Source organism: Pseudomonas arsenicoxydans, assembly GCF_006438915.1.
In the GTDB taxonomy this organism is placed as follows: Bacteria; Pseudomonadota; Gammaproteobacteria; order Pseudomonadales; family Pseudomonadaceae; genus Aquipseudomonas; species Aquipseudomonas arsenicoxydans_A.
In genome coordinates this window covers 115594-126828 of the sequence record NZ_RCZE01000013.1, presented here as the reverse complement: position 1 = coordinate 126828, position 11235 = coordinate 115594, and the positions used below count along the sequence as shown (strand labels likewise).

The window sequence follows — 11235 nt, the reverse complement described above, 5'->3', positions numbered from 1 at the left end:
GGTGCGTATGGTTGAGCAGGGAGTTTACGAAACCGGTGGCGTGCAACGAATGCTACTTGGGTAGCAGTCAGACGCTTCGATGGGATGAGAGCGGGCCTGCCCACAGGCAGGTGTTGTTTTAGACGCCAGCCCTGAACAGCATGAACGCGGCGATCACAAGGCAGACGCTGGCAAAGCCGACTTGCAACGCCCGTGCGGGCACGTGTGCGCACAGCTTGCGGCCGATGATCATGCCGACGATGCTGGCAACGATGAAACTGGCACCGAGACTATCGATGCGCACGCCCGCGTGAAACGCGCCGACCACGCCGATCGCGGAAATCAGGCTGATCACCATCAAGGACGTGGCGATGATCCCGCGCATCTGCACGTCAGTCAGTTGCTTGAACGCCGGCACGATCAGAAAACCGCCGCCCACGCCCAGCAGCCCGGACACCACGCCCGTCACCGCGCCAAGCGCCGCCAGCGTCGCGGTGCATTTGGCGGTCCAGGAAAAGCGCCCGGTCTGCTGATCGAGCATGCAGTTCTTCTGCCCCCAGTTGGCATGGCCATGATCGCTCGGCCCCTCGTCCTGACGCTCACGGCGCAGCATCCGCCAGGCGACCATGACCATCAGCAGGCTGAACAGAATCATCAGGATTTTTTCCGGTAACTGATGGGCAAAGTAAATGCCCACCGGCGAAAACACCGCGCCAAGCAGCGCGATCAGCAGTGCCGCGCGATAACGCACCAGGCCATGCCGCAAGCCATCAATTGCCCCGACCGCCGCCGCACTGCCGACCGCAAACAAGGCGACGGGCGCGGCCTGGGTCATGGTCAACCCCAGCCCCAACACCAGGGCCGGCACCGCAAGAATCCCACCGCCCGCCCCGGTCAACCCGAGGACCAGGCCCATGACCACTCCAAAAAAACTCGCCAGCAACATAAAGCACTCGTGATCAGCTCAAAAAGGCCGGGAACGCCCGGTATCGATGACTGACAGGATAGAGCCCGCGCAGATATTTTCATTAAATGAATTGATGCGGTGCTGGCCAATGCAGGGAGAATGAATCTACCCTCAGTGCTTGTTCAGATAGAAATATTCACCATGCCTGCCTTGATTGAAGCTTTCCTCGACCCCGCCTCGTCGACCTACAGCTACGTGATCTACGAAGCCGATGGCGGCCAGTGCGCCATCGTCGACCCGGTGCTCGACTACGATCCGGCAGCCGGCAGAACGTGCACTGTTCAGCCCGACAAAATTATCGCTTTTGTTCGCGAGCATCAGTTGCAGGTGCAGTGGCTGCTGGAAACCCACGCCCATGCCGATCACTTGTCTGCCGCGCCTTATCTGCGCCGCGAACTGGGTGGCAAGATTGCGATCGGGCAGTCGATCAGCAAGGTTCAGGGGGTGTTCAAAGGCCTGTTCAACCTGGAGCCGGAATTTCGCGTCGACGGTTCGCAATTCGATCATCTGTTCGCGCCGGACGAGTCGTTCATGATCGGCAATCTCAAGGCCACCGCCTTGCACGTACCCGGCCACACGCCGGCGGACATGGCCTACCTGATTGACGGTGAGCAGATTCTGGTGGGCGACACGCTGTTCATGCCCGACGTGGGCACCGCGCGTTGCGATTTTCCGGGCGGCAACGCCAATCAGTTGTTTGCCTCGATTCGCAAACTGCTGGCGTTCCCGGCCAGTGTGCGTTTATACGTCTGCCACGATTACCCGCCCGATGGCCGCGAATCCCAGTGCATGTCTACCGTCGGCGAACAGCGCAGTAGCAACATTCACGTGCATGACGGCATTGAAGAGGCGGCGTTTGTCGACATGCGCACCCGACGCGATGCAGGGTTGGGCATGCCAAACCTGTTGCTGCCGGCGATTCAGGTGAATGTGCGGGCCGGGAATTTGCCACCCGCCGAGAGTAACGGCGTGACCTACCTGAAAATCCCCATCAACAAACTCTGACGCCCTCCACGCTGATCGTTCCTACGCTCCGCGTGGGAATGCCGCCTGGGACGCTCCGCGTTCCGATTCGTAATGCGACGCAGAGCGTCGCGGGATGCATTCCCACGCAGAGCGTGGGAACGATCGATTGCCGCTAGCTCGAGAGGGTCAGGCCGTTGGCCGGCAACGGCAGTGCGGTTTTGTAGCGCACTTGCTTGAGCGCGAAGCTTGAGCGGATGTTCGCCACACCGGGGACTTTGGTAAGGAAGTCCATCATGAAGCGCTCCAGCGACTGAATGGTCGGCACCAATACCCGAATCAAATAGTCCGGGTCGCCGGCCATCAAATAGCACTCCATCACTTCCGGGCGATCCGAGATCGCCTCTTCGAAATGCGCCAACGCCTCCTCCACCTGTTTCTCCAGGCTCACATGAATGAACACATTCACGTGCAGCCCCAGCAGATCAGCGTCCAGCAGCGTCACCTGCTCACGAATGAGGCCCAATTCTTCCATCGCCTTGACCCGGTTGAAGCACGGCGTCGGCGACAGGTTGACCGAGCGTGCGAGGTCGGCGTTGGTGATGCGCGCGTTCTCCTGAAGGCTGTTCAAAATGCCGATATCGGTACGGTCCAGTTTGCGCATGAGACAAAACCACCTGTTTTTTGTGTTTATGCAGATTTTTTATCCTCAAATGATCGCCAGCGCAACGAAACAGAGATAAATATTCTTCTTCGCCGGGCCTATGATTGTTGTAGGACAAGATTTCTTCCACAGAAGAATGACGGTCAGCTCACTACAAGAAATTCACAAGATCGAGCGTAGAAGCCATGAACCAAGCGTACGAACCGCTGCACCTGCACGTTCCCGAACCTTCGGGCCGTCCTGGCTGCAAAACCGACTTCTCCTACCTGCGTCTGACCGACGCCGGTACGGTGCGCAAACCTTCCATCGACGTTGAACCGGCCGACACGGCTGATCTGGCCAAGGGCCTGATTCGCGTGCTCGACGACCAGGGCAATGCCCTCGGTCCATGGGCTGAAGGCGTACCGGTCGAGATCCTGCGTAAAGGCATGCGCGCCATGCTCAAGACGCGGATCTACGACAACCGCATGGTGGTCGCCCAGCGTCAGAAAAAAATGTCGTTCTACATGCAGAGCCTCGGCGAAGAAGCCATTGGCACGGGTCAGGCCCTGGCCCTGAACGTCGATGACATGTGCTTCCCCACCTACCGCCAGCAAAGCATCCTGATGGCCCGCGACGTGCCGCTGGTGGGCCTGATCTGCCAACTGTTGTCCAACGAGCGCGATCCGCTCAAGGGTCGTCAGTTGCCAATCATGTATTCGGTCAAGGACTATGGTTTCTTCACCATTTCCGGCAACCTCGCGACTCAGTTCGTCCAGGCAGTGGGCTGGGGCATGGCGTCGGCGATCAAGGGCGATACCAAAATCGCTTCGGCCTGGATCGGCGACGGCGCCACCGCTGAATCCGACTTCCACACCGCCCTCACCTTCGCCCACGTTTACCGTGCGCCAGTGATCCTCAACGTGGTCAACAACCAGTGGGCGATCTCCACCTTCCAGGCCATTGCTGGCGGCGAAGCCACCACGTTTGCCGGTCGTGGCGTCGGCTGCGGCATTGCCTCCCTGCGGGTTGATGGCAACGATTTCGTCGCGGTCTACGCCGCCTCTGCCTGGGCCGCCGAACGTGCTCGCCGCAACCTCGGCCCGACCATGATCGAATGGGTCACCTACCGCGCCGGCCCACACTCCACCTCCGACGATCCGTCCAAGTACCGTCCTGCCGACGACTGGAGCTACTTCCCGTTGGGCGACCCGATTGCGCGCCTCAAGCAGCACCTGATCAAGATTGGTCACTGGTCCGAAGAGGAACACACCGCCGTCAGCGCCGAGCTCGAAGCCGAAGTCATCGCCGCACAGAAAGAAGCCGAACAGTACGGCACCCTCGCCGGCGGCCAGATTCCAAGCGCCGCGACCATGTTCGAAGACGTCTACAAAGAGATGCCGGAGCACTTGAAGCGCCAGCGTCAAGAGTTGGGGATCTGACATGAACGACCACAACAATAACATCGAGCTGGAAACCGCCATGACCACGACCACCATGACCATGATCCAGGCCCTGCGCTCGGCCATGGATGTGATGCTTGAGCGTGACGACAACGTCGTGGTGTTCGGCCAGGACGTGGGCTACTTCGGCGGCGTATTCCGTTGCACCGAAGGCCTGCAGGCCAAGTACGGTACCTCCCGCGTGTTCGACGCGCCGATCTCCGAGAGCGGCATCGTCGGTGCCGCCGTGGGCATGGGCGCCTACGGTCTGCGTCCGGTCGCCGAGATCCAGTTCGCCGACTACGTGTACCCGGCGTCGGACCAGATCATTTCCGAAGCCGCCCGCCTGCGTTATCGCTCGGCCGGCGAGTTCACTGCCCCGATGACCCTGCGCATGCCTTGCGGCGGCGGCATCTACGGCGGCCAGACCCACAGCCAGAGCATCGAGGCGATGTTCACTCAGGTCTGCGGTCTGCGCACGGTCATGCCGTCCAACCCTTACGACGCCAAAGGCTTGCTGATTGCCTCCATCGAAAACGATGACCCGGTGATCTTCCTTGAGCCAAAACGCCTGTACAACGGCCCGTTCGATGGCCACCACGACCGCCCGGTAACCCCGTGGTCGAAACACCCGGCTGCACAAGTACCAGACGGTTACTACACCGTACCGCTGGACGTCGCTGCCATCGCCCGTCCGGGCAAAGACGTGACCATCCTGACTTACGGCACCACGGTTTACGTGTCGCAAGTCGCGGCTGAAGAAACCGGTATCGACGCTGAAGTCATCGACCTGCGCAGCCTGTGGCCGCTGGACCTGGAGACCATCGTCAAGTCGGTGAAGAAAACCGGCCGTTGCGTGATCGTTCACGAAGCGACCCGCACGTGTGGCTTCGGCGCCGAACTGGTCGCCTTGGTGCAAGAGCACTGCTTCCACCACCTGGAAGCGCCTATCGAACGCGTTACCGGATGGGATACCCCCTACCCGCACGCACAAGAGTGGGCGTATTTCCCTGGCCCGTCCCGAGTGGGCGCGGCTTTGCATCGGGTTATGGAGGTCTGAATGGGCACGCACGTTATTAAAATGCCGGACATTGGTGAAGGCATTGCAGAAGTTGAATTGTCGGTGTGGCACGTCAAGGTCGGCGACATGGTCGTCGAAGATCAGGTGCTGGCCGATGTGATGACCGACAAGGCGATGGTCGACATCCCTTCGCCGGTCCACGGCAAAGTGATTGCCCTGGGCGGTGTGCCGGGCGAAGTCATGGCGGTGGGCAGCATCCTGATCAGCATTGAAGTGGAAGGCGCGGGCAACGTTAAAGAGTCGGCGCAACCTGCTCCAGTCAAAGAAGCTCCGGTTGCGGCGCCTAATGTTGCAGCCGTTGCTGAAAGCAAACCGGTCGCTGCTGCTGCCGCGCCGCGAGCGGCCGTTTGCCAAGGCCCGATCGTGGCCCGCGAGGCCGATGAACGTCCGCTGGCCTCCCCGGCCGTGCGCAAACACGCACTGGACCTCGGCATTCAATTGCGCCTGGTGCGTGGTAGCGGCCCTGCCGGTCGCGTGCTGCACGAAGACCTCGACGCCTATCTGGCGCAGGGTCAGTCGAGCGCCTCGACCGTTTCCTCTGCTTACGCCCAGCGTAACGACGAAGAACAAATCCCGGTCATCGGCATGCGCCGCAAGATCGCCCAGCGCATGCAGGACGCCACCCAGCGTGCCGCACACTTCAGTTACGTCGAAGAAATCGACGTCACCGCCGTCGAAGAACTGCGCGCGCATTTGAACGAAAAACACGGCGCCACCCGTGGCAAGCTGACCTTGCTGCCATTCCTGGTTCGTGCCTTGGTCGTTGCCCTGCGTGATTTCCCGCAGATCAACGCCCGTTACGACGACGAAGCCCAGGTCATCACCCGCCTCGGCGCGGTGCATGTGGGCATCGCCACCCAGGCTGACATCGGCTTGATGGTGCCGGTGGTGCGTCACGCCGAAGCCCGCAGCCTGTGGGACAACGCCAGCGAAATCTCCCGTCTGGCCAGCGCGGCACGCAACGGCAAGGCCAGCCGCGATGAGTTGTCCGGCTCGAGCATCACCCTGACCAGCCTTGGCGCGTTGGGCGGCATCGTCAGCACGCCGGTGCTGAACCTGCCGGAAGTGGCGATTGTCGGCGTGAACAAAATCGTCGAACGCCCGATGGTGGTCAAAGGCCAGATCGTGATTCGCAAGATGATGAACCTCTCCAGCTCCTTCGATCACCGTGTGGTCGACGGCATGGACGCGGCGCAATTCATCCAGGCCGTTCGTGGCCTGCTCGAACAACCCGCCACCTTGTTTGTGGACTGATTTTTGTTGGAGAGCACAATGCAAACTTTGAACACCACGCTGCTGATCATCGGCGGCGGCCCTGGCGGTTATGTGACGGCGATTCGTGCCGGTCAACTGGGCATTGCAACCATTTTGGTAGAAGGCGAATCCCTGGGTGGCACCTGCCTGAACATCGGCTGCATTCCGTCGAAAGCGCTGATTCACGTGGCTGAGCAGTTCCACCAGACGCAACACCACAGCCAGCACTCGGCCTTGGGCATCAGCGTTTCGGCGCCGACCCTCGACATCACCAAGAGCGTCGAGTGGAAGGACGGCATTGTTGATCGCCTGACCACTGGCGTCGCGGCATTGCTGAAGAAGAACAAGGTTCAGGTCATTCAAGGCTGGGCCAAGGTCGTCGACGGCAAAACCGTCGACGTCGGCGACACACGCATTCAGTGCGAGCACCTGGTGCTGGCCACCGGCTCGAAAAGCGTAAACCTGCCGATGTTGCCGATTGGCGGCCCGATCATCTCCTCCACCGAAGCCTTGGCACCGACCTCCGTGCCGAAGCGGCTGACCGTGGTCGGTGGCGGCTACATCGGTCTGGAACTGGGGATTGCCTATCGCAAGCTCGGTGCCGACGTCAGCGTGGTCGAGGCGCAAGAACGCATTCTGCCCGCCTACGACGCCGAACTGACTCAGCCGGTCCACGACGAACTGAAAAAACTGGGCGTAAAACTTTACCTGAAGCACAGCGTTCAAGGCTTTGATTCCTCGAACAATTCCCTGCAAGTCTTGGCGCCGGATGGCGACACCATGAACCTGGAAACCGATCAGGTACTGGTCGCCGTGGGTCGCAAGCCGAACACCCAGGGCTGGAACCTCGAAGCGCTTAACCTGACCATGAACGGCTCGGCGATCAAGATCGATAACCGCTGCCAGACCAGCATGCGCAATGTGTACGCCATCGGCGACCTGAGCGGCGAACCGATGCTCGCGCACCGGGCCATGGCTCAGGGCGAAATGGTGGCCGAGCTGATCAGCGGTAAAACCCGCGAGTTCAACCCCACCGCCATCGCCGCCGTGTGCTTTACCGACCCGGAACTGGTGGTGGTCGGCCAGACGCCGGACGAGGCCAAGGCTGCCGGCCTGGACTGCATCGTTTCAAGCTTCCCGTTCGCGGCCAATGGCCGGGCGATGACGCTGGAGTCGAAAAGCGGCTTTGTGCGGGTGGTCGCTCGTCGGGACAATCATGTGATTGTCGGCTGGCAGGCGGTTGGCGTTGGTGTCTCGGAGTTGTCGACGGCGTTCGCCCAGAGCCTTGAAATGGGCGCACGGCTGGAAGACATCGGCGGCACCATCCATGCGCATCCGACGCTGGGCGAGGCTGTGCAGGAAGCGGCGTTGCGTGCCCTCGGGCATGCGCTGCACCTGTAAACACGATCAACTGTGGCGAGGGAGCTTGCTCCCGCTGGGCTGCGAAGCGGCCCCTTTCTGACTTCCAGGCATACCGCATTGTCTGGATTTACGACTGCTTCGCAGCCGAGCGGGAGCAAGCTCCCTCGCCACAGGATTTCGAACAATGAAGAATCGGCGGCAATTTTCATCAGCAGGCTAAGAAATCTGCCCTTCAGCCGATAGTCTGGGCTGCGATTTAGCCCAAGAATGAAGTATTGTTGTCCCCATCCAAAAAACGTCAGAAGCCTTGAACCGTTTCGGCGGTTGTTCAGTGATAGAGGGTGTCATGGGTAACGAAAGCATCAATTGGGACAAGCTGGGTTTTGACTACATCAAGACAGACAAGCGTTTCTTGTCGTACTGGCGCAATGGCGAGTGGGACAAAGGCACCCTGACCGAAGACAACGTGCTGCACATCAGCGAAGGCTCCACCGCCCTTCACTATGGCCAGCAATGCTTCGAAGGCATGAAGGCCTATCGTTGCAAGGACGGCTCGATCAACCTGTTCCGCCCGGACCAGAACGCCCTGCGCATGCAGCGCAGCTGTGCACGCCTGCTGATGCCGTTCGTGGAAACCGAGCAGTTCATCGAAGCCTGTAAAGAAGTGGTCCGCGCCAACGAGCGTTTCATCCCGCCTTACGGCACCGGCGGCGCGCTGTACCTGCGTCCGTTCGTGATCGGCGTGGGTGACAACATCGGCGTGCGTACCGCCCCCGAGTTCATCTTCTCGATCTTCTGCATCCCGGTCGGCGCCTACTTCAAGGGCGGCCTGACCCCGCACAACTTCCTGATCTCCAGCTTCGACCGTGCAGCCCCTCAAGGCACCGGCGCGGCCAAGGTCGGTGGCAACTACGCCGCCAGCCTGATGCCAGGTTCCCAGGCCAAGAAGGCGCACTACGCCGACTGCATCTACCTGGACCCGATGACGCACACCAAGATCGAAGAAGTCGGCTCGGCCAACTTCTTCGGGATCACCCACGACAACAAGTTCGTCACCCCGAACTCGCCGTCGGTCCTGCCAGGCATCACCCGCCTGTCGCTGATCGAACTGGCCAAATCGCGTCTGGGCATGGAAGTGATCGAAGGTGACGTGTTCATCGACAAGCTCTCCGACTTCAAGGAAGCCGGCGCTTGCGGTACCGCGGCCGTGATCACCCCGATCGGCGGCATCAGCTACAACGACCACCTGCACGTGTTCCACAGCGAAACCGAAGTCGGCCCGGTCACCCAGAAGCTCTACAAAGAGCTGACGGGTGTACAGACCGGCGACATCGAAGCGCCAGCGGGCTGGATCGTCAAGGTTTGATCTTACGCCTCTGCGTGAGCAAAAAAGCCCGGCTATCGATTGGATAGTCGGGCTTTTTTTCGCCTTTTATATCTAACAGTTATCCTTATAAATCAATAACTAAAAGAAACCTCCTGATGTTTTTTATCAATAGGCATCGCGGAACCACTTGAAGACGGCAGCACCAAATCAAACTGCATGCCTAGCGCCTTGCGCCCCACCGCCGTCAACGTCAGTGCCCGGCTGTCCAAGTCCTGCGTCACCCATTTGCGCTTGATCGCAGATTGCAGCAACGCCGCCCCCAGCGAACCGCCGAGATGTGGCCGACGCATGCTCCAGTCCAGACACGGGCAGGCAAAACGGCGGCGCAGCGTGCTCAGGTCCTTGACCTCAACACCCAATCCTTCAAACAGCGCTTCGCCACTGTCGCTCAGTCGATACGCCTGCTCATCGGTTTCCAGCAACCAGCCTTTTTCCAGCATCCGGTCATGCAGCAACACCGCCAGCGTGCCGGCCATGTGGTCGTAGCAGGTCCGGGCAAATTGCAGGCGATCCGGCGTGCGCGAGTGGTACGCCGGCGCGTTGTTCTGGCCAATCACCATCAGCGCTTCCAGCGCCTGGGCCACGCGCTTGTCCGCCAGGCTGTAATAACGATGGCGGCCCTGCACGTGCAGCCGCACCAGCGCCTGCTCCTTAAGCTTGGCCAAGTGTGCGCTGGCGGTAGAGGCGCTGACTTCGGCAATCGCGGCCAGTTCAGTGCTGGTGCGGGCGTGGCCGTCCATCAGCGAACAGAGGATTTTCGTCCGGGCCGGCTCCGCGATGGCGGCCGCGACCTGAGAGACGCCGATGTCATGTTGTTCTGCGTTCATATTTCGCTCCCGGACGAATCAAGGGCCTTTGGGACTGGAGATAGTAGCAACACTTTCCCCACCCCGAACAAGGCTGCGACCCATGGACCCGATCATCGCTGCGACTCATGCCGACCCTTATCCCTATTACGCGCAATTGCGTGCCCAAGGAGGACTGAATTTTCACGCCGGACTGAACCTGTGGGTGGCCAGCAGCGCCCGAGCGGTCGCCGCCGTGCTGGCCCATTCTGATTGCCATGTCCGCCCGGACGCTGAACCGGTGCCCAAGGCGATTACCGGCGGCATGGCGGGCAAGGTGTTCGGGCAGTTGATGCGGATGAATGAGGGCGAACGGCAGCGTTGCCCGCGGTCGGCGATTGAGCCGGGGCTGGGGTCGATTGATAGGGATGAAGTCCATACATTGGTGGCAGCACGGCTGATCACGCCGGACGCCGACGGTTTGTACAACGCCATGTTTCGCGGGCCAGTGTGCGTGGTGGCAGCGTTGTTGGGGTTCACGCCGGCGCAGGGTCGGACGATCAGTGCGCTGACGGCGGAGTTCGTGGCGTGCCTGTCGCCGCTGAGCAATCAGGCGCAACTCGACGCTGCACAGGCTGCCGCTGAACATTTGCAGGGTTATTTCGTCGAGTTGCTGGATGATCCGGACAACAAAAGCCCTCTGCTCGCCGTGATTCGCGGGCGCTTCAGCGGTGACCAGGAAACGCTGATCGCCAATCTGATTGGCTTGTTTTCCCAGACGTTTGAGGCCACTGCGGGGCTGATCGGTAATGCACTGTTGGCGGTGATGAAAAATCCATTGCTACACGAGGCTCGGGTGGAGGATTTGATTGCCGAAACCCAGCGATTTGACCCGTCGGTGCAGAACACACGGCGGTTTGTAGATGCACCGTGTGAAATCGAGGGGGTGAACTTCCAGTCGGGCGATGTGATTTTGCTGGTGTTGGCGGCGGCCAATCGCGATCCGCAGTTGAATGATCGCCCTGACGATTTTCTACTGGATCGCCCGCAGCGCCGCAGTTTTACCTTTGGCGCGGGGCGACATCAGTGCCCGGGGCAAGTGTTGGCGCTGGGAATTGCCAGTGCGACGTTGCGGGAGATTCTGCTGCATCGGCCTGCGCTGGAGCGGTTGGCCTGGGCGTATCGGCCTTCGCTGAATGGGCGGATTCCGGTGTTTCGTGATTTGGCTTGAGACCGCGTTATCGTTCATCGCGGGCAAGCCCGGCTCCTACATTGGATCTCCAGTGTTCACAAATCTCTGTGGGAGCCGAGCTTGCTCGCGATGGCGCCTTCACATGCACTACATCACAAACCGCCCCACCACAAACTCCAC

10 protein-coding genes are annotated in these 11235 nt (G+C 60.5%); 7 read left to right on the top strand and 3 right to left on the bottom strand.

Features of this window, described 5'->3' with window-relative positions; translation table 11 throughout:
• Positions 1–118: 118 nt before the first annotated feature.
• A complete protein-coding gene (locus EAH78_RS24860; protein ID WP_140669920.1) occupies positions 119–925 on the bottom strand; it encodes a sulfite exporter TauE/SafE family protein in 807 nt (268 codons plus the stop codon).
• Between the two features lie 162 nt (positions 926–1087).
• Here EAH78_RS24860 and EAH78_RS24855 point away from each other — a divergent pair, with 162 nt between their 5' ends.
• The gene (locus EAH78_RS24855) at positions 1088–1951 is read left to right on the top strand and encodes an MBL fold metallo-hydrolase (RefSeq protein WP_140669918.1); all 864 of its coding nucleotides are present in this window, start codon (positions 1088–1090) and stop codon (positions 1949–1951) included.
• Positions 1952–2084: 133 nt separating this feature from the next.
• Here EAH78_RS24855 and bkdR read toward each other — a convergent pair whose 3' ends face one another.
• Entirely contained in the window at positions 2085–2573 is a 489-nt protein-coding gene (gene bkdR, locus EAH78_RS24850) for a Bkd operon transcriptional regulator BkdR (RefSeq protein WP_140669916.1), read from the bottom strand.
• A 185-nt stretch (positions 2574–2758) separates the two neighbouring features.
• On the opposite strand from bkdR, the gene EAH78_RS24845 reads away from it, so the two are divergent.
• The 5 genes from EAH78_RS24845 (at position 2759) to EAH78_RS24820 (ending at position 9057) form a co-directional block, all read left to right on the top strand.
• Positions 2759–3994, top strand: a complete 1236-nt coding sequence (locus EAH78_RS24845) for a 3-methyl-2-oxobutanoate dehydrogenase (2-methylpropanoyl-transferring) subunit alpha (RefSeq protein ID WP_140669914.1) — start codon at positions 2759–2761, stop codon at positions 3992–3994.
• A 1-nt stretch (position 3995) separates the two neighbouring features.
• The gene (locus tag EAH78_RS24840; protein ID WP_140669912.1) at positions 3996–5054 is read left to right on the top strand and encodes an alpha-ketoacid dehydrogenase subunit beta; all 1059 of its coding nucleotides are present in this window, start codon (positions 3996–3998) and stop codon (positions 5052–5054) included.
• Positions 5055–6329, top strand: coding sequence for a dihydrolipoamide acetyltransferase family protein (locus tag EAH78_RS24835; protein ID WP_140669910.1), 1275 nt, complete (start codon positions 5055–5057; stop codon positions 6327–6329). It begins immediately after the preceding gene.
• An 18-nt stretch (positions 6330–6347) separates the two neighbouring features.
• Entirely contained in the window at positions 6348–7730 is a 1383-nt protein-coding gene (lpdA, locus tag EAH78_RS24830) for a dihydrolipoyl dehydrogenase (RefSeq protein WP_140669908.1), read from the top strand.
• 307 nt (positions 7731–8037) lie between these two features.
• On the top strand, positions 8038–9057 hold the full coding sequence (locus EAH78_RS24820; RefSeq protein WP_140669904.1) for a branched-chain amino acid aminotransferase: 1020 nt from the start codon (positions 8038–8040) through the stop codon (positions 9055–9057).
• Between the two features lie 92 nt (positions 9058–9149).
• On the opposite strand, the gene EAH78_RS24815 is transcribed toward EAH78_RS24820, so the two are convergent.
• Entirely contained in the window at positions 9150–9905 is a 756-nt protein-coding gene (locus tag EAH78_RS24815) for an ArsR/SmtB family transcription factor (RefSeq protein WP_240051938.1), read from the bottom strand.
• A gap of 82 nt (positions 9906–9987) precedes the next feature.
• Between EAH78_RS24815 and EAH78_RS24810 the strand changes: the two genes are divergently transcribed.
• Positions 9988–11094: a cytochrome P450 gene (locus EAH78_RS24810; protein WP_140669901.1), complete on the top strand. Its 1107-nt coding sequence runs from the start codon at positions 9988–9990 to the stop codon at positions 11092–11094.
• Positions 11095–11235: the final 141 nt, after the last annotated feature.